Source organism: Acinetobacter sp. BHS4 (assembly GCF_018454425.1).
GTDB lineage: Bacteria > Pseudomonadota > Gammaproteobacteria > Pseudomonadales > Moraxellaceae > Acinetobacter > Acinetobacter pittii.
The window spans coordinates 3,030,188-3,055,703 of the sequence record NZ_CP075323.1; the positions used below are offsets into that span (position 1 = coordinate 3,030,188).

General features: G+C 38.1%; 23 protein-coding genes. 7 read left to right on the forward strand and 16 right to left on the reverse strand.

The features are described 5' to 3' along the window. Nucleotides 1–75: 75 nt before the first annotated feature. From KIP84_RS14590 to KIP84_RS14620, 7 genes are all read right to left on the reverse strand, one after another. Nucleotides 76–1,029 carry a DUF6160 family protein gene (locus KIP84_RS14590; protein WP_174724227.1) on the reverse strand — a complete coding sequence of 318 codons (954 nt, stop codon included), beginning with the start codon at nt 1,027–1,029 and terminating at the stop codon, nt 76–78. 161 nt (nt 1,030–1,190) lie between these two features. Next, entirely contained in the window at nt 1,191–3,602 is a 2,412-nt protein-coding gene (locus KIP84_RS14595) for a DUF6160 family protein (RefSeq protein WP_213688808.1), read from the reverse strand. 32 nt (nt 3,603–3,634) lie between these two features. After that, nucleotides 3,635–4,360 carry a DUF6160 family protein gene (locus KIP84_RS14600; protein ID WP_068565944.1) on the reverse strand — a complete coding sequence of 242 codons (726 nt, stop codon included), beginning with the start codon at nt 4,358–4,360 and terminating at the stop codon, nt 3,635–3,637. A 15-nt stretch (nt 4,361–4,375) separates the two neighbouring features. Then, the gene (locus KIP84_RS14605) at nt 4,376–6,412 is read right to left on the reverse strand and encodes a hypothetical protein (protein WP_068565946.1); all 2,037 of its coding nucleotides are present in this window, start codon (nt 6,410–6,412) and stop codon (nt 4,376–4,378) included. A gap of 217 nt (nt 6,413–6,629) precedes the next feature. Next, nucleotides 6,630–7,970, reverse strand: coding sequence for a hypothetical protein (locus KIP84_RS14610; protein ID WP_068565948.1), 1,341 nt, complete (start codon nt 7,968–7,970; stop codon nt 6,630–6,632). Nucleotides 7,971–8,274: 304 nt separating this feature from the next. Next, nucleotides 8,275–8,844 carry a dCTP deaminase gene (dcd, locus tag KIP84_RS14615; RefSeq protein ID WP_003653416.1) on the reverse strand — a complete coding sequence of 190 codons (570 nt, stop codon included), beginning with the start codon at nt 8,842–8,844 and terminating at the stop codon, nt 8,275–8,277. Between the two features lie 114 nt (nt 8,845–8,958). Further along, on the reverse strand, nt 8,959–9,552 hold the full coding sequence (locus KIP84_RS14620; protein ID WP_005071033.1) for a LysE family transporter: 594 nt from the start codon (nt 9,550–9,552) through the stop codon (nt 8,959–8,961). Between the two features lie 362 nt (nt 9,553–9,914). Here KIP84_RS14620 and KIP84_RS14625 point away from each other — a divergent pair, with 362 nt between their 5' ends. Then, nucleotides 9,915–10,481, forward strand: coding sequence for a DUF2062 domain-containing protein (locus KIP84_RS14625; RefSeq protein WP_063098197.1), 567 nt, complete (start codon nt 9,915–9,917; stop codon nt 10,479–10,481). 32 nt (nt 10,482–10,513) lie between these two features. Here the strand turns inward: KIP84_RS14625 and KIP84_RS14630 are convergent, their stop codons facing one another. The 3 genes from KIP84_RS14630 to KIP84_RS14640 form a co-directional block, all read right to left on the reverse strand. Beyond that, entirely contained in the window at nt 10,514–11,386 is an 873-nt protein-coding gene (locus KIP84_RS14630) for a 5'-methylthioadenosine/S-adenosylhomocysteine nucleosidase (RefSeq protein ID WP_005803256.1), read from the reverse strand. A gap of 144 nt (nt 11,387–11,530) precedes the next feature. After that, nucleotides 11,531–12,721 (reverse strand): iron-sulfur cluster carrier protein ApbC, encoded by a 1,191-nt coding sequence (apbC, locus tag KIP84_RS14635; RefSeq protein ID WP_017399777.1) that lies wholly within the window; start codon nt 12,719–12,721, stop codon nt 11,531–11,533. A gap of 145 nt (nt 12,722–12,866) precedes the next feature. After that, nucleotides 12,867–13,367: a hypothetical protein gene (locus tag KIP84_RS14640; protein ID WP_213688809.1), complete on the reverse strand. Its 501-nt coding sequence runs from the start codon at nt 13,365–13,367 to the stop codon at nt 12,867–12,869. A gap of 284 nt (nt 13,368–13,651) precedes the next feature. On the opposite strand from KIP84_RS14640, the gene metG reads away from it, so the two are divergent. Beyond that, nucleotides 13,652–15,718 (forward strand): methionine--tRNA ligase, encoded by a 2,067-nt coding sequence (metG, locus tag KIP84_RS14645; RefSeq protein ID WP_213689853.1) that lies wholly within the window; start codon nt 13,652–13,654, stop codon nt 15,716–15,718. A gap of 82 nt (nt 15,719–15,800) precedes the next feature. Here metG and KIP84_RS14650 read toward each other — a convergent pair whose 3' ends face one another. The 3 genes from KIP84_RS14650 to KIP84_RS14660 form a co-directional block, all read right to left on the reverse strand. Next, nucleotides 15,801–16,148, reverse strand: coding sequence for a calcium-binding protein (locus KIP84_RS14650; RefSeq protein ID WP_081309825.1), 348 nt, complete (start codon nt 16,146–16,148; stop codon nt 15,801–15,803). Then, the gene (locus KIP84_RS14655; RefSeq protein ID WP_068565954.1) at nt 16,117–16,305 is read right to left on the reverse strand and encodes an NF038215 family lipoprotein; all 189 of its coding nucleotides are present in this window, start codon (nt 16,303–16,305) and stop codon (nt 16,117–16,119) included. The genes KIP84_RS14650 and KIP84_RS14655 overlap by 32 nt, the downstream gene beginning before the upstream one ends. Before the next feature lie 162 nt (nt 16,306–16,467). Next, nucleotides 16,468–17,091 carry a LysE family translocator gene (locus tag KIP84_RS14660; RefSeq protein WP_068565957.1) on the reverse strand — a complete coding sequence of 208 codons (624 nt, stop codon included), beginning with the start codon at nt 17,089–17,091 and terminating at the stop codon, nt 16,468–16,470. 179 nt (nt 17,092–17,270) lie between these two features. Here KIP84_RS14660 and KIP84_RS14665 point away from each other — a divergent pair, with 179 nt between their 5' ends. From KIP84_RS14665 to KIP84_RS14685, 5 genes are all read left to right on the forward strand, one after another. After that, the gene (locus KIP84_RS14665; protein WP_213689854.1) at nt 17,271–17,840 is read left to right on the forward strand and encodes a TetR/AcrR family transcriptional regulator; all 570 of its coding nucleotides are present in this window, start codon (nt 17,271–17,273) and stop codon (nt 17,838–17,840) included. Further along, on the forward strand, nt 17,837–19,480 hold the full coding sequence (locus tag KIP84_RS14670) for an MFS transporter (RefSeq protein WP_213688810.1): 1,644 nt from the start codon (nt 17,837–17,839) through the stop codon (nt 19,478–19,480). Before KIP84_RS14665 ends, KIP84_RS14670 begins: the two co-directional genes overlap by 4 nt. Nucleotides 19,481–19,520: 40 nt before the next feature. Continuing rightward, entirely contained in the window at nt 19,521–20,636 is a 1,116-nt protein-coding gene (locus KIP84_RS14675; RefSeq protein ID WP_213688811.1) for an HlyD family secretion protein, read from the forward strand. 65 nt (nt 20,637–20,701) lie between these two features. Further along, nucleotides 20,702–21,583, forward strand: a complete 882-nt coding sequence (locus tag KIP84_RS14680; RefSeq protein WP_213688812.1) for a pyridoxal-phosphate dependent enzyme — start codon at nt 20,702–20,704, stop codon at nt 21,581–21,583. A gap of 117 nt (nt 21,584–21,700) precedes the next feature. Beyond that, nucleotides 21,701–22,900, forward strand: a complete 1,200-nt coding sequence (locus KIP84_RS14685) for an NAD(P)/FAD-dependent oxidoreductase (RefSeq protein ID WP_002120047.1) — start codon at nt 21,701–21,703, stop codon at nt 22,898–22,900. Between the two features lie 12 nt (nt 22,901–22,912). On the opposite strand, the gene KIP84_RS14690 is transcribed toward KIP84_RS14685, so the two are convergent. From KIP84_RS14690 to KIP84_RS14700, 3 genes are all read right to left on the reverse strand, one after another. Beyond that, the gene (locus KIP84_RS14690) at nt 22,913–23,083 is read right to left on the reverse strand and encodes a hypothetical protein (RefSeq protein ID WP_002120038.1); all 171 of its coding nucleotides are present in this window, start codon (nt 23,081–23,083) and stop codon (nt 22,913–22,915) included. Nucleotides 23,084–23,209: 126 nt separating this feature from the next. Continuing rightward, nucleotides 23,210–24,913: a mechanosensitive ion channel gene (locus tag KIP84_RS14695; protein ID WP_213688813.1), complete on the reverse strand. Its 1,704-nt coding sequence runs from the start codon at nt 24,911–24,913 to the stop codon at nt 23,210–23,212. A 225-nt stretch (nt 24,914–25,138) separates the two neighbouring features. Beyond that, the gene (locus KIP84_RS14700; protein ID WP_005803268.1) at nt 25,139–25,366 is read right to left on the reverse strand and encodes a hypothetical protein; all 228 of its coding nucleotides are present in this window, start codon (nt 25,364–25,366) and stop codon (nt 25,139–25,141) included. Nucleotides 25,367–25,516: the final 150 nt, after the last annotated feature.

A 25,516-nucleotide genomic window follows, 5' to 3' on the forward strand; every position in this document is an offset into this window, starting at 1 on the left:
AGCCTTTAAAAAAAAGAGGGCGATTGTTTTCACAACTGCCCTCTTTCGTATTTCAGGTTAAGCTATTATTCTTTTTTAAAAGCCACTTACTTTCATTTTAAAGTCAGTTACAGAAACACCAGTGACACCAAAACTCCCCATAGAACCATTAGATAAATTATTAAACGTTGTTGTATTTTGAGTACCCATATTCCCTAAAGTGACATTATTAAGTGAAGCATCAAATTTACTAGATGCGCCTGTATTACCAAAAGTTAATCCAGTTGGATCAACTCCTGCATAAAAACCATCTAATACAAAACCAGTTGAGGTATTTGTTCCTGCAAACTTAAACCCAAATGTAGCACCTGTATTATCGGACACTAAAGTAATTGGACAACCCGTAGCAGCAGAACAAATAGACTGAATTGCTCCACCAAATTTAACCATAACGGACTGGGCAGCATGACCCAGTTGAATGTTTAAACGGGGTTTATTGGTTTGTACAAAGTTAATATCTAGATTTCCAGTAGAACGAATGATTTCTTTTACACCCGCATTTACTGTCGTTCCCGAACTAAAAATTGATTTGGGTGCATAACTTGTTAATGCATAATCGGATGGACTAGATAAAGATGTACTTGGGGCTAAATAAACTGAAAAAGGTAAAAGTCGAATTCCGTTTACATCATTCCCCATAGATATAGCTAAATTTAAAAAAGGATTTCCACCCCCAGCATCTGCGTCCATTGCAATATTAAAAGAAGGATTACCCGATACAGCGGCTTTAATAAACTCTATACCAGGAACTGGATTAGTAGAGTTTCCAGCAATGACAAAACCAGCCTTACTGTTATAAGAAGTTGAAGTAATACCGTTAGTATCAATGAGTGCGACCTGGTTAAATTTAACTTTATCGGCCTGAATTCCTAAAGTTAAGCCATTTTGGCCCGTCGCTGCTGCAAGGCTTTGATCATCCAAAGGCTGCATTGCAAAAACACTTGAACTACTGGCAAGTAGCAGCCAGAACCCTATATTTTTATTCTTCATGTCGCTCTAATCCTTAAGAGACAAACGCTTATTATTTGTTCAGACTATCAGAATAATATTCAAGTACAAAGCAATTATCTCTATAACCCGACGAATGCAAATCCAATCACACTAAAATAAAATTTCTATAAAAAAGTGACGATAATCGTCACTTTTATTCATCAGTTAAAGGCCCCATTTCTAGGCACAATACTAAAGTTACTATTTAAACGCCCCCCCGTAATCGCAAGCTCACCTAAACGTGCTCCAGCTCCTGTTGAAGGCGGATAGAAATTAATATCCTTGACACGTAATGCGCCATCAATACTCTTATCCGGGTTAAAATAAACAGCCGTATTTACGCCAACTTTACCTAAACCACTTGTTGTATCTTTACCCACTACCAAAGCAGTATTAAACGCTAACTTTCCGGTAATATTATCAAAACCAATGGCAGAACCATCAATTGGATCACTAATTTGGACTGTATTTCCAGTTGCTGTGGCAGGCATAGTGAAATCGCCGAGTACTGTTAAAGCACTACCATTAGCAATTGAACTATTTGGCACAATTGATAAGTTAAGATCGCCACCTAAACGGAGTTTTAGACCAAATAACACATCATTATTTTTGGCAAAATTATCGATAGGTGAAGTGCATGAACCTGTCGCTGGACAAGTTTTATATTTAGCCCCTGGTAAATAACCAGCTGCAATTTCTGTTGATAAAGCAAGTAGCATCTCTTTTAAACTAATATTAAGACTGCCATTTTCTAAACCAATACTTCCATTACCTTTGAGGAACATATCGATATTACGTAAGCCCATGTAATAATCAGTAGGACTACCACCATTATTAGCATTTGGAGAGCCATCAATTAATAAAATTGAGGTTGTTTTGGTTCCAGTCGCATCACGTCCCGTAGTTCCAGCAGCAATACCAAAACCCAAACGCGAAGTCGTTCCAGATGGGGCCACGACATTTCGAACAGGCTTATCATTTGCATCTTTTGTATAGTAATAAGCACTATTTGCCGGCGCATCTAAACCATATACAGCAGCATTGGCATTTAAGTTATAAAAAGGTAATGCCAAGCCCCACTGGTTATTTGCACCATTGTCTGCAAACTGATTGGCAGCAGCAACATTTGCACTTGTCGTAAAACGACCTCGTCTTGAAAATGCTTGAAACTCTGCTCCACGCATCGCAAGAATTAAGCTAAACGGATTAGTGACCGTATCACGGTGAATGTTATGTTGATAATCCGCAGCTGTCGTTAAAGTACCCGACCCTAAACGAATTGCATTTAAAGTCGCGTTGTTTGGAATCAATAACGTTTTTGTATCAGCAAGATTTAAATAAATATTTCCACTATCAAAATAACCGCGTGTAGCTGAATTAAGCCCCGTTAAATTACCGAACTCAAAACCATAAGCATTTAAACCTGCTCCACCAATTTCTAAGGTAGTTGCTTTGCCATCTGAACCTAACATCGAATCATTATCTTTAGTGAACTCCCCCTTCATACGAAAGGCAATTCCAGAGTTACCTAAAATACTATTACTTGAGCCCGTGCCCGTAGCGGTATTTGCAGTGCCTAATATTGTGCTATCTGACGTACCATCCATACCACGGACTTGTAAATAACTATTTACCATACGTCCGCTAGCACCTAAACGAATCAAGCCTTTCGCATTTTGGGGGCTATTGGTTGCATCTAAAGCATAAGGGTTAGTTTTATCGACATTAGAACTTAACATGACCTCAATATTCAGGCCTGAATTAGTTACTTTTCCACTACTATCTACATATGTGCCTGCTGTTAGACCAGAAGCTGAATCTGCTACACGGTTAAAATCAACATAGCCATAGGTACTATTTGGAGTTTGCCCTACACTAGCAACGTTAGTTCCAGTATTCGTCTGTAAAACCACGCCACGCGTTGGGTCAATCAACATGGCCCCTTTACCAACAAAATTAAAGTTAAAATTTCTTAAAATTAATTGATTTAGCTGACTGCGTGCATCCACTTGCCCTAGATAAATATTGGCATTATTAATACCAAGCGTCATGCTTGACTGGCTATTTGCATTAAATAGCCCATCTTGGGTTGTAAGTGCCAAATTTAAAGGAGAGGTCGTTTGAATAGCCAACTGCCCTAAAGTTGGCGAGCATGTAGCTGAACTATTACAAACTTTAACGCTATTTACAGTAATAAGTGATGGACTGCTTTGCATAGAAAAGTCGAGTCCAGTTTTACCCGTAGTTGGGTTACTCCCTACATCTAAACGGTAATTTGTATTTAAAGGCTGACTAGATGCATTACTTTTTTGTACTTTTATCCCGCTCGCTTGAGCTCTTAAGACCTGATCTGCACTAATAGGTGTACCTGCATGGTCATCCCAGTAAGCATTATCAATATTGATTTCATTAAACGTCGTTTGAATCGAAATCCCATCTTGTCCATTAACAGCACTCAAGTCAGCATCAGTTAAAGCTTCTAACGCAAAAACATGTCCGCTCACTAACAATATGCTGGTTGTTAATGCGTTTAAAATAAACTTTGAGCTGTGATTTTCTTTATTTTTTTTCATCACTTCAGTTCCTTTGAAATCTACATTAACCCTTAACAACGAGGATGGCTGCCATCACAGCTAAAGACCATGACTTTTCCTTGGATAGCCAAATTCCCATTCATCATCAAGCCCATAAAACCAGTTTCACGTCCATGGTCATACGCCGATGGTGTTGCAGTAGCAACTTGCTGGTTTGCACTATTAGCAGTCGCTGCATAAGTTGGTTTTTTGAAATATGCATAATCATACATATTTGCACTGGAACCTTGCGCTGTTGTTGAGCTGGTAAAGTTATCTTGCTCAATCGATAAGGCATTGAAACCAAAGTTACGAATTAAAATTGGTTGTGCTGCACTAAAACTCAGTTGAATAGCAGGCTTAATCATTTCAGTATTGTTTTTATCCAGATACTTTAAATCAGCGCCATCCAAACCCATTTTTTGAATATTTAAAGTACCTTGTACGCCTTTAAATACGAGCCAAAGTTTATTACCACCATCACTATTTTCGGCCCAACCACTTGGTTTGGTCGCATCTGCTTGTACAAAACGCTTATTAATTGCCAAGCTAATATGGCAAAACTCTACGTTCTCACAGACACCACCACTACCATTGTCAAATACACCGTTAGCTGTCTGGTTTAAATTGAGCATTAAAGATAAATCAGCACCCGCCTGACCATTAATCGCCTGTAATGCTTCATTATCTAAAGTTTGTAGCTCTGCATGAGTGACCGTTGCACAAAGAGCGAAGATTAAAGTACTTATTTTTTTCATACCATTCTCCTCCTCTTATAGACCTTTAGTTGTCAGTTTCAAGTGCTGGATTAAAACACCGTCAATGACAGCAGATCCCATGTTATTACTAATCGAAGAACTAATTTGTGAACTGGATAATTTATATGTATTCAAGTCAGCATTAGGCGTGGTTGTAGACCAACGTCCATTGTTATAAAGTGCATCAGGTAAAGGCGTACCATTTGGTACAACATATTGTGCACCATTACCCGCATCTGTAGTGGTATAACCTGTATTATTTACTGTCGGGTTATAATAAGAAGTACTATCAATATTAGCCCAATTCGCTCCTTGAGAATCAAATTTTAATCCTGAACCCGCATTTCCAGTCCAGCCTGTTGCTGTACGATATTGCCAAGTATCATAACAAGTAAAAATTAAACTACATGTATAACTACCCGCTCGACGTTCTTGATTTTGTAGTTGATAAAAGTTTTTAGTTTGTGTGGTAGCGGCAACTGTACCTGTTGGCAATTTTCCAAATGAAATGCCGACTGCATCTTGAGTACTATTCCCTTTAAATGCCTCTAAGGTATTATTCGCCGCATTATAAACAGTCGATCCTATTGAAATACTACTATGCGTTGCGCTAGAACCCTGATAACTTTTACCACCCAATGTTAAATTAGTGCCACATTGATAAATATTACAAGTAGAACCGAGATAACTACTATCAGTTCCAGTATAGTCAGTATAGATTTTCTTATAAATTTCAGGTTTATTCGGAATACGAGCTAGTTCTAAACTAAAGTTTTTACCATCCGAGCTTAAAACCAATGGTTGATATAAAGAGCCCAACACAAGGTTAATATTCGGGTTATAGAGGTATAAACCTTCATTCGCATCAAAAGTTGGAGCAAGTCCACCATTAATTGCAGGCGTTACTAAATTACCCTGCCCAGCACCAGATTCACGTGTACTTAAACGTAATACATTATTCATGGCACTATCAGTTGGTGCGGTCCACGAACCTGTTGATGTAACAGTCGTAGTCTGGCTACGAATACGATATAACCAGTCTGAACTTGGCGAATTATTACTTGGTGCGCCAGTATATTGCGTGCTGTAACGGTTTACCCATGGCCCAACTGCTGATGTAGGAGTATTTGAAGTAATCGTTGCTCTTAAATTAGAGGCATCCCCACTATTTAAACGTACCACTCCAGCGAAGCCTAAAGTATTATTATAAAATGGACTTAACCCATTTGCAGATGTCGCGCCTCCCAACGTCTGAAAAAGCTGTAAACGGCTACCATTTAAACTAAAATTATTCCAAACCCCTTGTAAACGAAGACGGTTTGCACGGCTTGCGTCTGTACTTGTACCAATCAAACCATTTGAATCACCATAATTAAATTGATCTGCAGCACCATTTAGTTTATTCGGATTTCGAACAAAAATATCTGTCCATAAGCCCAGTTTAAGTTTATAAGCATCTATACCGGCCGAATCCTTCGTTCCAACCTCATATAAAGGAGCTTCTAAAGCTAAATACGTCATTTGGCAAGATGGATCACTCGCTCCACTACATGCAGTAGCGCTAAAATTCGGTACTGAATTTTCTGTCGCAACTTTAAAAATCCAAGGGTTAACAGCAGTACCCCAGCTTGAGATTGCAGCAGCTGCATCAGTAGAAGCAAGGCGAGTATTTGTATCATTATCAGATTTGGAAAGTGCTAAACCATAAAGAAAAATATCAGCTTTACCTACTGCACGGTCACCAGAATCAATCGAACCATTTTTATTAGTATCAGCCGCTGTCATACTTAACGGACCAACAGGTACGTAATTGATATAACCTGTATCTTTAGTACGATCAGTTAAAATCTGATTTGAGGTTTCATTAGCACCTGCGCCACGAAATACCATATAAGTATTCTGTGGCAAGATAGCAATACCTTCACCAGTAGTTTCACTTAAACCTGCATCAGAAAGTTCTTCGAGTGCGAAACTAGATTGGCTGATACAAAGCCCGATTAAACTTGCTAAAACGGTTTTTTGAAACCTTACCGTATAATTAAGTGTAGTCATCTTGACCTTCCTGTTTTATACGATGCCGTGCACCATATTTATTTTTCTTTAACAATCCTTGAGGTCAGGTGAATCTCTCCTTTTCACCTTAGACAAAGAGGCAAATCTAAAAAATTTTGCCAACTTTTCCACATTTCTATTATGCGCAATATTTGCACAAATGCAAAAAAAAGGGCATAAAAATCTAAATTTCCGATGAATGAAATAGTTTAAACTTTTAGCAGAATTTTACATTTGCTCCATGACAGTTAGGTGCGAAACTTTGATTTTTTAAAACCAAATTGCTTAATGACATCTGTACTGGAGTTGCACCTGCTAAATTTAAGTTGCCAATATTAATCGTGCTACCACCAATACAACTTAAAAGACCTAAAGCACCGCAGTCTACTTTTGTATCGCCTCTTGTACCCGTACTTAATTTCTCACTTACAAGTGCTAAAGTCTCTTCAATTGTTTTATTTGCAATACTTACAGAATCGGCCGGAGTAATATCTCCAATATCAATTGGATTTGAAAGTTCTAACCACCAGCCTCGCTGCGCTATCGATTTAGAACCAGGCCAACGTATATCATTTCCCTGAAGCGATAATGAAACAGGGGAACCATTTAAGTTAGCTTTGTGGAAAAATCCCAAATCTTCTGAAATATCAACATTCACAGTTAAATTATTAATAGAACCTGTAACAGATTTATCTAAATTTAAAATTCCTGCCGCCATAGCCTTAATATTACCTGATACATTAATACCACTTACCGTTGCTGTGGCTTTTAATGGCGCTACAGAAATACGTTTACCAGTAATTGTTTGCTGAGGTAGAACTAAAGTACCAGTCAATTTATCAGTTGAGTTGCCAGCTGCATCTGTGGTTAAATTCAATGTATAATCATATGTTTGGAAAGGTACACAAGCTAGATATCCACAAGCTTCACCAGAGATTTGAGTATTATTCACATCAGCTGGTCTCAAACCACTTACAGGATTTACTTTAACTGTACCTCCAGCTTGAGCAACCTCCATATAACCACTTAAAGAATTAATACCACTTTTAGTTGGTCCATTTTCAGTACCAAAAGTTAATAAACCTTCGATAGCCTCTGCACTTACTCGCATCCCAGTTACTTCGCGTAACGAAGTACTATTAGGATTTTTAATTGCAAACTCAATAAATGGATTAGTTATTTTTGCAGATGAACTAGCGCGGCCATCATTTGTATCAGAAATACCACTCAAACTTAAGTTATCAATATCAATATCACATGCTCCAGTACCATTAACACCGCCACACCCTAATTGAAGCTTGCGTATATTAGTATTAATTTCGACATCAGCATCTAAACCTAATTTATAAAAACCCACATTGCTATTACTATCACGCAATTTTTCTAAGTTTGCAGAGTCCGTAGGCGCAATATAAGACATACTCATCAAGGCTTGGCCCCGAGTTGCTGATAGTTCCGAATCTGACATAGGGACTAGTGTAGAAGCAGCGTAAGCTGAAGAAAAACATAAGCTTCCGAGTGTCAAAAGTGCTACTCGAAGAGACGTAAACTGTCGCATGGCCGACCTCCGTATCCGTGGGGGCATAATCCTGTTTAATTTCTTTTTATTTGGCCTATCTACATTTGATAATGTATTTAACTAAACATTATCAAAGAGAGCCTATATCAATCATATTTGCTTTTAAATTCTGTGATGCAGAACAAAAAAACAAATCAATTATTGATCATTTTATATCATTTTCTACAAAAGGAAACTGTCGTTTATCATAATTCCGATAAACGCTTCTCACAAAAATTTTATTTATAAAATTGGGCCACCTAAGTGACCCATTATTTTTTAAAATCTTTTCATCGAGGAAACATTAAGTTTTAGGAAGTGTAACACCTGTTTGACCTTGGTATTTACCACCACGGTCTTTATAAGAGGTTTCACATACTTCATCACTTTCAAAGAATAGCATTTGTGCTACGCCTTCCCCTGCATAAATACGTGCAGGTAAATTTGTTGTATTTGAAAATTCTAAAGTAACGTGACCTTCCCATTCAGGTTCTAATGGAGTCACATTTACAATAATACCGCAACGAGCGTAGGTCGATTTACCTAAGCACACTGTTAACACATTGCGAGGAATACGGAAATATTCAATTGTACGCGCTAGGGCAAATGAGTTTGGCGGAATAATACAAACATCAGACTCAATATCGATAAAACTTTTGTCATCAAAATTCTTTGGATCGACAATTGCAGAATGTACGTTTGTAAAAACTTTGAATTCACGGGCACAGCGTACATCATAACCATAGCTAGAGACCCCGTAGGAAATCAACTTTTCACCATTTTCATCAAAACGGACTTGATTCTCTGCATAAGGTTCAATCATGCCGTGTTTTTCGCTCATCTCGCGAATCCAACGATCAGACTTAATGGCCATGTATTTTCTATCCAAAAGGTAAATTCATTGATTTCGACGTACTTTAACTTAAAAAACCAATTATGAAAACAACACAGAGCTACTCAAATAAATAAGAATAGCTCAGCTGCACATTTAGAGGTTCAATAAAGCAGAATAACTAATTGGAATTGAAAAGCTGACCAATACAAGTGAAGCTGTTTTTTGTAAGTTAGTTTGATTTAACCAACCTACTTTTTTAGAAGCTAAAACCGATCCCAAGAAAATCCAGAACAATGCAATTGGGGTAATAAGCGCTAAATAAGCCATCATATGAATTAAATAAATATGAAAATTACTCCATGCAGCTACCGGAAAAATTGCTGAGGCAAAGAGTAAGGCTTTTGGGTTTAATAAAGTGGCGCAGAATAACTCACGAGCACGAATCGTTGGCTGATTTAATTCAACTTCTTGATTTGCCGTATGCCATAACTTGATGGCTAAGAAAATAATATAGCAAGCGCTCAATAGCTTTAGAATAGGCGGCAGCATTGGTAGTGTGCTAGACACTTTTCCAATCAGCATTCCCCATGCAGAAATAGAGATGACATAACCCAAAACTTCTGCTGGAATAAGTTTTACTGACTTCCTTAAACCCACTTGTACCCCTGAAGAAGCGAGTAGTGTATTGGTTGGGCCTGGAGTAAGTAAAATTGTGGCTACTAAGCCAATAAAAAGCCATGAAATCATTGAATGACCTCACAATATAGTCATCTCAGATTAATAGATATCCTGTCACAAGGCAAAAGGTAATTGTAAGACAAAGTATTTCAAATTATTTTCAAAATTAAAATAAAGTATATAAAAACAAATATTTATAAAATTATTTCAAAAATTAGAGAAGAAAACTTTACGGTCAGTTGTTATGCTTTTCAAATAGATTACGCATTAAGTAACATAAGTATTTTTATTTTAAGTCTATTTTTCCATCAAAAGTCTTTATAATAAAAAATATATAGTAATGGTAAGTTTAAATTTTAAGCTTTTAATAAGTTTCAATTCATATATTGTTTCTGATTTTTTATATAGAGCATCGCGCTTTACTACCCTTAATGATTATGGCAAAGCATTTTTTTCAATCTTGGCTTCCCTCCCCCGAGAAAGTTTCAAATATGAAATTTCTAAGGATTTTTGGTAAAAAGACCCTTAATCCTGTGCTTTGGTATGTCAATCGAAAATCAATTACCCGAGCTGTTTTTGTCGGAACTTTTTTTGGTTTACTGCCTATTCCTTTTCACAGCATATTTATTGTGATGGCTGTATTACTATTCGAAGTAAATTTACCAATTAGCTTGATGCTCGCTTGGTTAAGTAACCCGCTTACATTAGTTCCTATTCTATATATCGGTTTTTGGTTCGGTGCTCACATTTTTCATGTGCATATGATTAACAAAGAAATGTTACTGGGTGTATTGCATCAGATTTCTCGTTGGATTACTCATTTCGGCCATGGCCACATTGATTTTAGTCTCGCGAAAATCTTGATGACAGGTCTAGTCGTGGAAGCTTTTGTATTTGCCGTTATTTTATATATATGCACAGAAATTTTCTGGCGCTGGATGGTCGTTAAAAACTGGAAAAGTAGACATCGTCAAAAGAAGCAAGAAGAGGTTTTATAAAATTTTCACTCTTCTTGCATAAGTTTAAATCATTATTTTGGCAGTTTTGATTTCATATATTCTTCGGCCACATTAAGTACATACTCTTGGCAAGCCTCTCCTGTACCAGGGTCATAAGCTCCATTATTGGTAATATTATTAGATAAGATTCGAATGCCGAGGAAAGGAACATTAAACTGGCTTGCGATTTGTGCAACAGATGCTGCTTCCATTTCTTCAACAGAAGTACCATAACGTTGATGGAAAAATTGAATACGATCTAGCTCATTATTCCAGACATCTGCTGAACCAATCGTTCCTTCAACCACATCACCTTTATCATAACGGACTTTATGTGCTGCCATTAACAACTCTTGGTCACCTTCAAATTTGCGTATTGCAATCGGTTCTGGATTTGATTCTTGAGTTGGCAAAACATCAAAAGCCTCAACCCATGTGAGTGAGTCTGAACCACCGCCCACTGGCTGTTTAGGTGTTCTAAATGCACCAATATTGGTTGTATATTTTCCTAAAACAATATCGTAAACGTGCAAATCAGGATCATGTCCACCTGAAGTTCCCTGATTAATGATCGCAATCGGTTTATAACGCTCAATCGCTAGAGCAGTTGCTGCAGCAGAGTTACTCATACCCATGCGAGTTTTAGAAATAATCATTGGATAACCGTTATAGGTACCCTTCCAGAATTTCCACCCACCAATTTCTTCAATAGTCTTATTCTCTAATTTTGAAGCCATTTTTTCCGATTCTACTGGCAAAGCACCCTGAATAATGATCGGCTGTAACTTCTGTTTTTGTTCCTGAACTGTTGGTGTTTGTGAAGCAGATGAGTTGTCATCGTTACATCCAACTAAAAATAAAGCGCTACATAAACTGATTACGCCCAAACTATACTTAAATTGCATTTTTTAACCTTTCTTTTTAAAAAGTGTAAGGTAGCAATCTACATGCCAATTTCAAGTTCAGCTTTGTTATTAGGATTCAGTAATTTAATTTTTTATTTTAATCAGATGATAAAAAAACCCGACTTAAAGCCGGGTTTTAATAAATTAGAAAATACGCTTATCATCACGTGTGCGTTGAGGGATTTTTTCAATCTGCTGCCAGACTGCTTTAGCAATCTCAATATAACTATCAGCCGCATCATCCATTGCCACAACGCTCGGTTTACCCTGATCAGCATGTTCACGTATTTGAGCATTTAGAGGCAAACGGCCTAACAATGGAATATGGTATTGCTCGGAAAGCTTATCACCACCACCGATACCAAAAATTTGCTCTTCATGACCACAGTTTGAGCAAATATGAGTCGACATGTTTTCGACAACACCTAATACGGGAATACCCACTTTATTAAATAACTCAATTCCTTTGGTGGCATCAAGCAAGGCAACATTTTGTGGAGTAGTCACAATGATGGAGCCTGTAACCGGAATACGCTGTGCAAGCGTAAGCTGAATATCACCAGTACCTGGTGGCATATCAATCATGAGTACATCTAAATCAGGCCAAAGTGTTTGATTAAACAATTGCATTAGAGCGCCTGTTGCCTTTGGTCCACGCCATGCAACAGGTGTGTTGTTATCACCAGTTAAATGTCCAATAGAAAGCACAGCCATACCATAAGCATCTAAAGGTACAAAATTTTCACTTTCAATAAGTGGAGTTTTGCCAGCGTTTCCTAGCATTGTGGGAATACTTGGACCATAGATGTCAGCATCTAATACCCCAACCTTAAGACCCATTTTTTGCAAGGCAAGCGCCAAATTGACGGTAGTTGTCGATTTACCAACGCCACCCTTTCCAGATGAAACTAAAATAACATTCTTAATGCGAGGGTGAAGTGGCACATCTCTTTGTTGCGGAGCGGCTTTTTGAATCGGTGGATTATTTGGATCTGGTTCTGATTTAGGTGAGGCGTCAAGTACAGGAGGTAAATTTGAACTTTCTTGTGTAGGGCGCTTTTGTTGAACCACGTGTAAATTAAGTTCTTCAATACCGCACTTTTCTAATGCACCCGCTAAATCATCATGGATTTGCTGCAAATGCTCTTTTTCATCAGGAAATGTATTAATCGTAAGTTGTAATACACGACCCTGAACTTGAAGCTGACTAATACGCTCCTTTAAAGCATCTTTTGAATGCGGTAATAAATAATTTTGGAGTACGGTTTGGATTTCATCTTCTTTCACCTCTTGTGCGGGTGAAAAAACGGACTTTAATGAAGAAAGCCAAGACATATTGTTTACTCCAAAAACAGATCATTACAGCTTAATGGAGATAGTGTAACAGTATTGCTCCGCACTCGCTCACCTTGGGATGAATAATTACTAACTTCACATCTCATCTTTTAGGTAAGGAGTGCAGATTTTAGTTTAAATCAGCTTATTCAGCAGAATCATGGTTCTTTAATTTATTGAGTTTATCGGTCGCAGTTTTCTTCAACTCATCAAATTTTGCGGTTGCTTGCGTTTTCAACTCATCCAATTTTGTAGCAGCCTCTTCCTTTAATTCCGCAGCTTTGGCTTTAGCATCGTCAAGTTTATGAGCTGCTTCTGTACGCAAATGATCAAACTTATCTTGTAGAGTGTGCTGAGCATCCTCAAGTTTACCTTTTAAATCAGTTGCTTTTTCTTCAAGAGCCTCTTTACCAGAAGCTTGTTTCTCTTTTACATTTTCCTTTAAATCGTCCAAAGCTTTTTCGCCTTGTACTTTCGCATCAGCTGCTTTTGCCTTTAATTGGTCTACCTTATCTTCAACTGCTTCTTTACCAGCAGCTTGCTTCTCTTTTACATTTTCCTTTAAATCGTCCAAAGCTTTTTCACCTTGTACTTTTGCATCAGCCGCTTTTGCCTTTAATTCATCTAATTTATTTTCTGTAGTCATCGTTGTTATCCTCATAGTTAATTAAAAAATTACCTGAATAAGTTATTAGTTATACATCGTTATGGCTTATTTTCTGACCGTAACTGCAATTTGAAACAAAGACAATACAGGAAGATTCAAATATTTTTTGATTTGTTTATCTGTTCTAAAGAGAAACCATGCCTGACCAAAATCCATTTTAATAGAAATCGCTTATGCCAAGCTGGAGATTATTAATCTTTGCTTATCTCCGTGCATCAGTTAAAATCTTCCACCTTATAAATACGAATGAGAGAATGAAATCCGTGCGTAAAATTTTAGTCACTAATGCCCTCCCTTATGCTAATGGTCCAATTCATATGGGTCATTTACTCGGTTACATCCAGGCAGATATCTGGGTTCGTGCCATGCGAGCAATGGGTCATGATGTGACTTATGTATGTGCGGATGATGCTCACGGTACAGCAATTATGCTACGTGCCGAAGCAAATGGTATTAGCCCAGAAGAGCAAATTGCGAATGTTCAAAAAGAACATATCCGTGATTTTGACGGTTTTGGCGTACATTTCGATCATTACGATTCAACGCATAGCGATGCAAACAAAGCACGTTCAACAGATATCTATATTAAGAACCGTGAAGCTGGAAATATTGCAGTTCGTCCTGTAACTCAATTATTTGACCCAGAAAAAGGGATGTTCTTGTCTGACCGTTTCATTAAGGGTACATGCCCAAAATGTAAGTCAGAAGATCAATACGGCGACTCATGTGAGGTGTGCGGTACAACTTACAATGCAACCGAGTTACTTAACCCGCGTTCGACTTTAAGTGGTGCAACACCAGTTGAAAAATCATCAGATCACTATTTCTTCAAGCTTCCAAACTTCTCTGAATATTTACAAAAATGGACGCGTGATGAAGGTCGTTTACCTCTTTCGATTGCAAACAAGTTAGATGAATGGTTTGAAGCAGGTTTAGCAGATTGGGATATTTCTCGTGATGCACCATATTTTGGCTTTGAAATTCCAGACGCACCAAATAAATACTTCTATGTTTGGGTAGATGCCCCAATCGGTTATATGTCTAGTTTTGAAAACTACATCAAAACTAAACGCCCAGATTTAAACTTTGATGATTTCTGGAAAAAAGACAGCCAAAATGATGTTTATCATTTTATTGGTAAAGATATTGTTTACTTCCATGCTTTATTCTGGCCTGCAATGCTTGAAGGTGCGAACTATCGCACCCCAACAGGCTTGTTTGTAAATGGTTTCTTGACTGTAAATGGACAAAAAATGTCTAAGTCACGTGGTACTTTCATTAAGGCCGAGACTTACTTACAGCATTTAAACCCAGAATATTTACGTTATTACTTTGCATCTAAGCTTTCAGATAAAGTTGAAGACTCTGACTTAAATCTTGATGACTTTGTTCAAAAAGTAAATTCAGACTTAGTCGGTAAAGTCGTTAATATTGCTAGCCGTTGTGCGAAATTCATCAACAGCAACTTTAACAATACGTTATCTGCTCAATGTGCAGAAACTGATTTAGTACAAAGTTTTATTGATGCTGGCGATTCAATCGCTGCTGCATATGAAGCACGTGAATTCTCTACGGCGATCCGTGAAATTATGGCGCTAGCTGACCGTGCAAACCAATATATTGATGAGAAAAAGCCTTGGGCACTTGCTAAACAAGAAGGTCAAGAGCAACAAGTTCTTGACGTCTGCTCTGTGGGTATCAACTTATTCCGTCAACTCGCAGTGTACTTGGCTCCAGTCCTGCCAACTTTAGCTCAACAAGTTCAAGATTTCTTAAAACTTGAAAGCTTCGATTTCGAGTCACGCAAACAAATTCTTGTAAGCCATGAGATTACGCAGTTCCAACCGCTTATGCAGCGTGTTGATCCAAAAGCTGTTGCAGCTATGGTTGATGCTTCTAAAGAGTCTTTAGGTGCTCCTGCTCCAGAAGCAACAAAAGCGGCAGTGAAAAAAGACAAAGCAGCTGAGAAAAAAGCAGCGCCTACTCCAGCAGTTGGTGAAGCTGAAATTATCGGTATTGAAGATTTCTTAAAAGTTGACTTACGTGTTGCTCAGGTCATTGAAGCAGGTACAGTTGAAGGTTCAGATAAACTACTACAACTTACTTTAGACGTTGGTGAAGCTGAACCACGCAATGTATTTAGTGGTATTCGTAGTCAATACACACCAGAAGACCTAAAAGGTAAATTGGTTGTTATGGTTGCTAACCTTGCACCACGAAAAATGCGTTTTGGTATTTCAAACGGCATGGTACTTGCTGCCGGAAATGGTGAAGGTATTTTCATTATTTCTCCAGACAGCGGTGCGAAACCTGGCGATAAAGTTTCTTAATCTGCTTTCAAAAAAAGCTCCCTAAATTGGGAGCTTTTTTGTTTTTAAGGACTTTGAATAGGTTTAAAAGAGGCTTACTAAATTAGGACCACGGCCACCCTTCGCAAGGGTTATTAAATAAAACGTGTATATTTCCCAACTCTTCATTTGTTAAATAGCCATTCTTATTTTCATCTAAATAATGAAATAGCTCTGTCTGCTTGTTTTCACCTTGAAAACGCTTATCACTCGGCCAGTTATAGGGATAAAAGTCTTCAACACGTTGAAACTCTTTTAGGCTATACATGCCATCATGATTTAAATCATATTTCTCTTGAAAAAGCTCCCAATCTAAAGAAGCAGGCTCACATGCATTTACCATATTCAAAATACAGTAAGTTGCACATCCAGCAAGTAACTTAATAATTAGATTGCTCATGATTGTTGGCATGTAAATCGGAAATCTTATAGTCCTTTTCGTGAACTGGAGAACCAGCAATACTCATGGCCCGCTCATTTGCCGGTTGTTGCTTACTCATCGTTCTCATCTCACATCCTGTAGTTAAGATGAGAAAAACTACAGAAATGCTCACCATTAGTTTTTTCATAACGTGATCCTCATTTCTTTTTGTTTTATTTATTAAGTTACCACTTTTAAAGTATTTAAGTGCTAAAAAAGATATTTCAATTTGTATATATTTTACGCGAAAATAAAGCCAGACTATAAACAGCTGGCTTTGGATTTTGTAGATATTTTAATTAAAGAGTAATCATTTGAAGAAAATTAATTTTAAACCCAATAAAGTCACAATACTTCCAGCAACTCGATCCACCCCTGTTTTTGCTTTTAAGTACATTTTTCGAGGCTTCTCTGAAGATAACAGCATCGCAACACATGAATACCATCCAGCATCAATCATAAAACAAATCACTGGTAATGCCACATAGTAATAATTTGGGATTTCTTTTGGTAGTAAAGCCGTAAATACGCTGGCTAATACAACTGCGATTTTTGGATTACTTAACTGGGTAATTAAGCCATATCGATATGCCTGTTTATAGGTCATTTTCGATTTGCCATCGTTTTCCACCGCAATTGGTTCTTTAGCATGTTTAATAATTTTAAAGGCCAGCCAAAGTAAATATAGACCACCACCAATTTTTAAAATTAGATAAGCAGAAGGCACCGCCAATAAAACTGCTTGCAATCCCATAACTGCTAATAGACCAAAAAGCGCTGCACCTGTCCCCGTCCCTAAAGCGGTAAACAAACCATGTTTACGTGATTTAGAAATTGAATTTTGTGCAACATAAATAAAGCTTGGCCCAGGACTTATTGCTCCAAGCATCAATGCCATCGCAATTGAAAAAAGAGGAATAAGGGACTCAAACATTGTATTGACCTAGCATCATGCAATTGCGCGGTATTCTAACAGCTTTTTATGACACATATAAAAATGGCGAAGATATAAATGATGAAAATTGAATTTTCATGTTTTTACAATTTAGATATTCACAACGGACAAAAATGTCCGTTAAATATATAACCTTTAAAACTCCTCAAACCGATGACATGAGTAAACGTCAAAAAATTGCTGCCCAGAACCGGGATGAATTACTCAATGCAGCCGAAGAATGTTTTCGTATTCATGGCATTAATGTCCCCTTACAAGTTGTGATTGACCACGCTGGTGTAGGCAGAGCGACGTTCTATCGTAACTTTGGTGATCGAAAAGCTTTAATTAGTGCACTTTTAGAACGCGCGATTACGCAGCTAGAGCAAAAAGCAGCTCATTTTCAACAGTTCGAGGACGGTTTATTTCGTTTAATTGAAGGACATATTGGACAACTTCCCAAACTCGCAATTTTGCAAGATTTTTGGAGAGTGATTGATCGACAAGATCCAATTATGTTAAAAATTTATGAACGGCGAAATAATGCACTTAACCCACTGATTGAAAATGCGATAGAACAAAAATTGTGCCGAGCTGATCTGACCGCCGATGACTATGCAATGGTCACAGCAATGTTGGGTTCTTCATTTCAAGGACATGAGCCAGAAGAACAGACTCGCTTAGCAAAACGAGCAATTGAATTACTATTTCATGGTATTCAAATACAAAAAATTCGAGGGATAGAATGAGTAAAACGCCTCGTTACTTAGAAACACCACCAGACTGGACCCCAGAAGAGCAACCGACTTTACCTGGTTCACCAGCAACTATTGCACACTCTGTACCTAAGCGGTTTATTTACTTTTTTATTGGTTTATTTATCGCCCTTTCGGCAAGCTTAAGTAATGGTTTTATTACGGCAAATTTACCTTTAATCCAAGGTGAGTATGGACTAACTCCTTCCGAAGCGGCTTGGCTGCCTGCGGCATATGTCATGGCAAATGTCAGCTCAAACCTGATTTTATTTAAAGCCCGTCAACAGTATGGCCTGAGAGTATTTTCGGAAATAGGGCTTGTCATTTTTATTGCCGTGCTGGTTTTACATATTTTTGTGCATACCTATGAAATGGCTTTATTTGCACGGGTCGTGGCAGGTTTAGCTGGTGCGCCATTAAGCTCTTTAGGTATGTATTACACCATGCAAGCTTTTAAAAAAGCAGACATGGCAAAAGGTATATATATTGCCTTTGGTTTTCAGCAACTTGGCGTGCCGTTAGCTTGGATTATTTCTCCATTTCTCGTAAATACAGATAGTTGGTCTGTTCTATATACGTTTGAGCTCGGCTTAGCACTTTGTTGTTTAGCCATGGTCGTTTCATTGAAGTTACCACGTAGCTTAAGAATTTATGTTTTTGAGAAGCAAGATTTCTTTACCTTTGCTTTATTAGCGCCTGGCTTTGCCTGCTTATGTATTGTGCTCACGCAAGGTCCAATTTTATGGTGGTTTAACAGTGAATGGCTTGCCTATGTATTAATTGCAGGTTTTAGCTTAGTTGTTTTGGGTTTGCTCTATGAGCACTATCGCGCCAATCCATTAATTATGACACGCTGGTTAGGTGCCGCTTCGACCCTACGCTTCATTTTTGGTGCTTTTGCTATTCGACTTTTAATGTCAGAGCAAAGCTATGCTGCTGTTAACTTTTTAAAAACAATGGGAATGGGTCCTGACCAATTTGTTCCACTCTATGTTGTCATATTAGTGGGGATTTTAACTGGAACACTTTTTAGTGCACTTACTTTTTCACGCGAACGAATTATCTTCCATTTACTTTTTGCAGAGTTCCTGATTTTGGTTGCTTGTGGACTAGATTATCACCTAACCAGTGATGTTCGACCTGTGAATTTCTTTGCAAGTCAGTTTTTAGTCGGTTTTGCTGGTGGTCTATTTATTGGCCCACTGCTTCTGATTGGCTTTGCACAAACACTTGCTAAAGGCCCATCTTACGTAGTGACCTTTATCGTATTATTTTCTGCTACCCAAACTTTTGGTGGTCTTGTTGGGTCTTCTTTCTTCTCGACCTATCAACAACACCGCACACAAAACTATCAAGTCGAGATTATTAAAGATTTAGAACAATCAGATCCGTTAGTTTCTCAAAGGCTCTCCACCTATCAACGTAGTGCAGCCATCACAACAAATGACCCGGCATTACAAACGACTCAGGCCATGCGCACACTCAATCAAGTAGTCACCCGTGAAGCCCAAGTGCGCGCCTACAATGATGTTATTGCGTTAAACGGTATTTTTGCTATCGCACTGCTCTTATGGGGTGGATTTAACATTACGCGTAGTAAATATCTACAACGTAGAGGAATTAGCCGTCCTTAAAGGCTTTTGTTATTGATGAAATAGAAATTGAGATTGATATATGTCAGATGATCAAAACAAACCGGAACAATCACCTGCTCAGGCACCTGCACCTGCACCTGCACCTGCACCTGCAAGTAAACTAATTCCCACAAAACGTTCAACTTTATTATGGATGCTAGTTGTGCTCATTGTCGGTATTTTAGTGATTTTGTGGGCATGGAGAATCGGACCTTTCGCAACGAGCGTTCAGCAAACTGACAATAGTTATGTTAAAGGTAAAACAACGATTTTATCGTCGCAAATTAATGGCTATGTTAAAGATGTATTAGTTAAGGACTTTGACCACGTTAAAAAGGGTCAAGTGCTCATGCATATCGATGCCACCACTTACGACCAAAAAGTAGCGCAAGCGGCTTCTGGAGTTGAACAAGCTAAAAATACTTTAGCCAATCAGACACAGTCTATTGCTCAAAAACAAGCTGATATTGTGGCTGCACAAGCAAAAGTTGAACAAGTTAGGGCTCAATATGAGCTTTCTTTAGCACAGCTTAGACGCTATCAACAGTTAGGAAATAGTGGAGCAGCCTCTAAATCTGAGCAGGATAAAGCCGCAGCAGATGCTGAAAATAACCTTGCAGCACTGAAGCAGGCAGAGGCCAATGTTTTAGTTGCCAAAGAAGCGCTTAAAACAGCGCAAGTGGCAGAAGCTGGATTAGAAGCACAAGTTTCGAGTGCTAAAGCACAGTTAGACCAAGCACAAACTACCAAAGACTACAGTGTCATTGTTGCTCCAATGGATGGCCAACTTGGTGAGGTGAACCCTCGTGTTGGGCAATATGTAGCAGCAGGGTCACAATTACTCTATCTGATTCCACAGCAAACTTGGGTGATTGCCAACTTTAAAGAAACCCAAATTACCAATATGCGGATTGGCCAAAAAGCATGGTTTACAGTCGACGCTATGAAACATAAAAAATTTACAGGACATGTTGAGCAGATTTCACCTGCTGCTGGTTCTGAATTCAGTGTATTAAAGCCTGACAATGCAACAGGAAACTTTACCAAAGTGGTCCAAAGAATTGCCGTACGCATTACCATTGATCCAAATCAGGAAGGAATGGAACACTTACGCCCTGGCATGTCAGTAATTACTTCTGTCGATACAAGTTCGTAAACAGATTTTTAAAGCTCTATTTAAAAAGCTACAATGTGATCAATCATTATTTTTCTCAATTTCTAATGTTTGATCACATTGCCCAACCTGTTTTCTATCAACACATTGCCCCTCCCTCTTTAGTTCATCTCGACATTAAGCGTTTAGATTTAGTTCATCCTCAAATTTCGGGCAATAAGTTTTATAAATTAAAATACAATTTGCTTGCCGCAAAACAACAAGGTTTATCGAGCATTTTGACTTTTGGTGGAGCTTATTCCAACCATATTGCCGCGACTGCCTATGCTGCTCATCTTTTTGGCTTAAAAAGTATAGGAATTATTCGTGGTGAAGAGTTAGCTGACAAACCTCTGAATCCAACCCTAGCAAAAGCTCAAAGTTTAGGAATGCATCTACATTTTGTCTCCCGCAATGAATATCGCTTGAGAGATGAAGTAAAATATCTTCAACAATTACAACGCCAATTTCCACAGACCTATATTATTCCTGAAGGCGGCACCAATGAATTGGCAGTTCAAGGTTGTCAGGAAATTCTAAGTCAAAGCGATTTGCAAAACTATGATGTAATTTGCTGTGCAGTAGGAACTGGTGGAACGATTTCGGGTCTTATTGAAAGGAGTTCAGCCGATCAGAAAGTCTTAGGATTTTCAGCATTAAAAGGCGACTTTCTACAACAAGATATTCAGCAATGGACCAAAAAACAGAACTGGTCTGTGACAGATGCATACTGCTGTGGTGGGTATGCAAAAACTTCACCCGAGTTATTGGCGTTTATAGAAAGTTTTGAAGAGCAGCATGCGGTACCACTTGAACCGATCTATACGGGAAAGATGATGTTTGGTCTGTTTGATCTTATAAAGAATAATTACTTTTCTGAAGGTACTCGCATTCTGGCAATTCATTCTGGTGGTTTACAGGCAGATATAAGAAATAAAACACATCAATAACTTATTAGCTTTTAGTACACATTACTCCGCATAACAGTAAATGTCTTTAACATGACTAAGGCTCGGCATGATAGTATATGCCCCTTTTAAATTTTCACGATTAATCGAGAATCTCTTATGTCTAACAGTCATGTTGATGTCATTGTCTTAGGTGCAGGTGCTTCTGGACTCATGTTGGCTGCACATGCTGCTAAACGAGGGCGCTCGGTTTTAATTTTAGAAAAAGCCAATAAAATTGGTAAAAAGATTTTAATGTCAGGCGGTGGTAAGTGTAACTTTACCAACCTGTATGTAGAGCCTGACAACTATATTTCTCATAATCCACACTTCGTTATTTCTGCCCTATCACGCTACAGCAACTGGGACTTTATCGGTTTGGTATGTGATTATAAAATTGCTTATGAAGAACGAAAACACGGGCAATTATTCACGCTAAACGGTGCTAAAGAAATTTTAGAGATGCTAGTGAGTGAATGTGATAAAACCAATAACGTTGATATCCAAACTCAATGTGAAGCTGTACAGATTGATCCATTAGAAAAAGGCGGTTTTACTGTACACACAAACCAAGGCCGATTTAGCTGTGAGTCATTAGTGGTTGCTACAGGTGGTTTATCCATTCCAACTTTGGGTGGTTCTGGATTTGGCTATGAACTGGCACAAAAATTTGGACATACGGTTTTCCCAACTCGCGCAGGGTTAGTCCCATTTACTTTTTCAGATCATATTAAAGAAGTCACTACACGCCTAAGTGGTAATGCTTTAGATGTGACTCTAAGTAACTCGAAGAATAGCTTTACTGAAGCATTATTGTTTACGCATCGTGGTTTGAGTGGTCCAAGTTCTTTACAGCTTTCAAACTATTGGAATACTGGTGAAAGTTTTAAAATTGACTTTTTCCCGAGCCAAGCTTTAGCAACTTATTTAAAAGATAAAAAGAAAGCCCAACCTAAAGTTTTATTGCGCACCCTTCTTAGTGAGTTTACTGCGAAAAGTATTATCCAAGAGCTACAACAACTTATATGGTCAGAGCAGAGCGAAACAGCGATTGGTAATATCAGTGATGCACAGCTAGACCATATTGCCGAACAGTTACACGGCTTTACTGTCAAACCATCAGGTACAGAAGGGTATCGTACTGCCGAAGTTACTTTAGGGGGAATTGATACAAGTGAAGTATCTTCCAAAACCATGGAAAGTAAAAAGCAAAAAGGACTGTTTTTTATTGGCGAAGTACTTGATGTGACTGGGCATTTAGGAGGCTATAACTTCCAATGGGCTTGGTCTTCCGCTTATGCAGCAGCACAATACGTTTAAATGATGAATAAGCTAATTTGAAGCTTTCGAATCATTTGAAGATTTTTCAGAATTACGTGTATGAGTTGTTGCCTGTTTTGATGAATTAGATTTGTTAAACACAAATTTATAAGCACTTGCTAAAAAACCTACCGTAATTCCCGCAATGACAATCGGTGCTAAAAAACGACCTGGTTTCTTCATCGTATTTTCCTCACTTATTTGTTTTTATAACGCTTAAAAAGAACGACCACTCAATATAGAGTGGTCGAACTTATCACAAAAATCAAAGATTTTTTGTACGGTTTATCTGAAAATTAGTTTTACTTACTAAATTTCGTCATTTTCTCCAGTAGATCCAAACGGTTTATTTACTGGTGGTTCTGCTGGATTTACTTGTGCAGAATCAGCTGGTTTTGCATCAGATGAAACAGTTGATGGTGAGGTTGTAGTCGTTGGTGCAACTGTAGATGTTGACGAACTCGTAGTTGCAGATGAGCTACCAGCAGATGGGCTGCTCGTTGTGGTAGTAGACGGTGGTTGATAAAGCGGATTCGGTTCATTCGCTTCTTTTTTAGCTTTATCTAACAAATCACTCAACAGTCTTTCTGCTGGTTGGCGACCACCTAAACCAAATGCAAGAGCGAAAGCAACTGCAACTGCGCCTAGAGTCAAACCAAAAGCAAGATTAACGATTGAATCTGCAATACCCATCGCTCTTAAACCAAGCGCAAGTACAAGACCAATAATTAACACACGAACTAAACTACCTAACCAACGCGAGCTATTATATTCGCCGCGTTGAACCACGTTCGCCACAACATTGGCAAGCCAGAAACCAATAACCAAGATTACAGCGCCCAATAGAATGTTTGCACCGAAATGGATAAACATTGCAATTAGACCACTAATTTGATCGAAACCAAGACGATCCGCAGCTTCAGAAACTGCAAATAGCATAGTAAAGAATACAATTAACCAGCCAACTGCGTTAGAAACTTTAGTTTGACCTAAAAAGCGTTGTACATCTAACTTTGCAGGAATTTCATCAACACCTGTACCTGCAATTAATTCGGCTACTAAGCGGCCAACAAAACGAGAAACAATATAAGCAACCAGTAGAATTAAACCAGCAGCAATAATGTTTGGAATCGCCTGCAAGATCTCATTGAGCATAGCTGTTGCTGGCTGAGAAATTGTCTCAATGCCTAAAGCTTCAAACGCTACAATCAATGTTGTAATAATGATGATTGCAAAAACAAATGAACCTAAGAATTTGCCTACATTAGAGCTTTTGAAAAGACCAATTTTTTCAGCTTGAGCCTGAACACCTAAGCTATTTACTAAACCTTCAACAATACCGCGTACAATTTTTGCCAAGATATAACCAACAAAAACGATAACACCAGCAATAAAGATATTTGGTAAGAATGCTACTGCATCATTTACCATATTTTGAACTGGAATCAGTAAGCCTGTTAATCCTAATATTGAAAGAACAATCGGAAGGAAAAGTAACAATACAAGCCAGTAAAGAATTTCACCAATATTCTGGCTAATTCCACCTACACCCACTTCACTGCTTAACTTATCGTCAAGTTGAGTTCGGGATAAAACATTGGTCACCCCCGCTCGTACCAGTCGAGCAACGATCCAACCAATAAAACCCACCACAACAGCAGCAATAATATTTGGAATATAGACGAGTACCTGATTCACCATATTGCTGAACGGGCCACTCACTCCACTAATGTTAAGTACATTGAGAGCTGCGACAACAGCTAAGATTAGAATAAACCAGAATACGACTTTTGAAATAAGACCTTCTATGTTTGGAGCACGCCCAGTTGCTGAAGATAATTTTGCATTGGTATTTACTTTTTGCAGAAGTTTTTTTACACCTGCCGCAACTATTAAAGCGATTATCCAGCCAACCAGTAAGATGACGATTGCAGCTAAAATAGGATGAAACTGATCCCAGTAATACATCGCATCAAACTGAGCGCCGCGAGGCCCATCAAAAAATTCATTCATATTGTTATGTCCTCAATTGTTATGTTCTTTTCAGTGTCATCAATTATGAAAAACACTTTTCGTTGTTAAAAATGACGATAAATGCGGTCTATCTCACCTTATGTTTTGAATATTTTCTAATCAACACACTTCTGCATAAATACAACAAATTGATGCAAAAGGTTGCAAAAAAAGCCTTCAGGTCACATCCCAAAGGCTTTCTATGAAGATATACTGGTTAGCTTATTACCCTTTATAAATATTCAAATCTGAAGTGCTCTTAATGACATGTGGTGTGGCCTCATGTTGAAAAGCGGCTTCTTCTTTAGGTGTTTTGCTGTGATCAGCAACCATGTAGACGATGAGTGCAATAAGAAAAAGCCCAACAATAATTAAAATGTAAACTGGCAATCTTCTTTTTTTCGCAGTTTCTTCAGGACTCGTCACATGAGGTGGTTTTGAAAAATCATGCATCTTCTTTCCCCTCTTCTTTTATCATTAACTTTATAATCATCATAGCAATTTGGTTTGTTGCATTGTGTGAAAAAGCATTATGCTAAGGTGTCTGCGGTTGCAAAACTCTACTATTAAAATAATAAAAACAGTATAAAATTTAGGCAAAAA

Bases quoted from the DNA above. Each gene is read 5' to 3' on its own strand.
- KIP84_RS14590 (WP_174724227.1), bottom strand. From the start codon at position 1,029: ATGAAGAATAAAAATATAGGGTTCTGGCTGCTACTTGCCAGTAGTTCA.
- KIP84_RS14595 (WP_213688808.1), bottom strand. From the start codon at position 3,602: ATGAAAAAAAATAAAGAAAATCACAGCTCAAAGTTTATTTTAAACGCA.
- KIP84_RS14600 (WP_068565944.1), bottom strand. From the start codon at position 4,360: ATGAAAAAAATAAGTACTTTAATCTTCGCTCTTTGTGCAACGGTCACT.
- KIP84_RS14605 (WP_068565946.1), bottom strand. From the start codon at position 6,412: ATGACTACACTTAATTATACGGTAAGGTTTCAAAAAACCGTTTTAGCA.
- KIP84_RS14610 (WP_068565948.1), bottom strand. From the start codon at position 7,970: ATGCGACAGTTTACGTCTCTTCGAGTAGCACTTTTGACACTCGGAAGC.
- dcd (WP_003653416.1), bottom strand. From the start codon at position 8,844: ATGGCCATTAAGTCTGATCGTTGGATTCGCGAGATGAGCGAAAAACAC.
- KIP84_RS14620 (WP_005071033.1), bottom strand. From the start codon at position 9,552: ATGATTTCATGGCTTTTTATTGGCTTAGTAGCCACAATTTTACTTACT.
- KIP84_RS14625 (WP_063098197.1), top strand. From the start codon at position 9,915: ATGATTATGGCAAAGCATTTTTTTCAATCTTGGCTTCCCTCCCCCGAG.
- KIP84_RS14630 (WP_005803256.1), bottom strand. From the start codon at position 11,386: ATGCAATTTAAGTATAGTTTGGGCGTAATCAGTTTATGTAGCGCTTTA.
- apbC (WP_017399777.1), bottom strand. From the start codon at position 12,721: ATGTCTTGGCTTTCTTCATTAAAGTCCGTTTTTTCACCCGCACAAGAG.
- KIP84_RS14640 (WP_213688809.1), bottom strand. From the start codon at position 13,367: ATGACTACAGAAAATAAATTAGATGAATTAAAGGCAAAAGCGGCTGAT.
- KIP84_RS14650 (WP_081309825.1), bottom strand. From the start codon at position 16,148: ATGCCAACAATCATGAGCAATCTAATTATTAAGTTACTTGCTGGATGT.
- KIP84_RS14655 (WP_068565954.1), bottom strand. From the start codon at position 16,305: ATGAAAAAACTAATGGTGAGCATTTCTGTAGTTTTTCTCATCTTAACT.
- KIP84_RS14660 (WP_068565957.1), bottom strand. From the start codon at position 17,091: ATGTTTGAGTCCCTTATTCCTCTTTTTTCAATTGCGATGGCATTGATG.
- KIP84_RS14665 (WP_213689854.1), top strand. From the start codon at position 17,271: ATGAGTAAACGTCAAAAAATTGCTGCCCAGAACCGGGATGAATTACTC.
- KIP84_RS14670 (WP_213688810.1), top strand. From the start codon at position 17,837: ATGAGTAAAACGCCTCGTTACTTAGAAACACCACCAGACTGGACCCCA.
- KIP84_RS14675 (WP_213688811.1), top strand. From the start codon at position 19,521: ATGTCAGATGATCAAAACAAACCGGAACAATCACCTGCTCAGGCACCT.
- KIP84_RS14680 (WP_213688812.1), top strand. From the start codon at position 20,702: ATGTTTGATCACATTGCCCAACCTGTTTTCTATCAACACATTGCCCCT.
- KIP84_RS14685 (WP_002120047.1), top strand. From the start codon at position 21,701: ATGTCTAACAGTCATGTTGATGTCATTGTCTTAGGTGCAGGTGCTTCT.
- KIP84_RS14690 (WP_002120038.1), bottom strand. From the start codon at position 23,083: ATGAAGAAACCAGGTCGTTTTTTAGCACCGATTGTCATTGCGGGAATT.
- KIP84_RS14695 (WP_213688813.1), bottom strand. From the start codon at position 24,913: ATGAATGAATTTTTTGATGGGCCTCGCGGCGCTCAGTTTGATGCGATG.
- KIP84_RS14700 (WP_005803268.1), bottom strand. From the start codon at position 25,366: ATGCATGATTTTTCAAAACCACCTCATGTGACGAGTCCTGAAGAAACT.